We start from the raw sequence: 220 nt of genomic DNA on the forward strand, positions 1-220 counted from the left end.
GTCGGCACACTAAATTCTTTGCTTAAAGAGTTAAACTCTTCAATTAAAACCTCATATAAAATGAAGTCCTTTAAAAATGGCTCCCCTTGCAAGACTTGAACTTGCGACATACGGATTAACAGTCCGCCGTTCTACCAACTGAACTAAAGGGGAATTACTTGTCTCAACATCAGGTCTATAAAGACCATTATTTGTTAAGTACCAAATAATGGTGCCTCGA

The 220-nt window shown here is 37.7% G+C and carries 1 tRNA gene; it reads right to left on the reverse strand.

The window, feature by feature from the left end:
• Positions 1 to 77: 77 nt before the first annotated feature.
• A tRNA-Asn gene (locus tag AB4167_RS21885) sits at positions 78 to 153 on the reverse strand.
• Positions 154 to 220: the final 67 nt, after the last annotated feature.

Source organism: Vibrio sp. 10N.286.49.E11, assembly GCF_041469505.1.
GTDB lineage: Bacteria > Pseudomonadota > Gammaproteobacteria > Enterobacterales > Vibrionaceae > Vibrio > Vibrio crassostreae_C.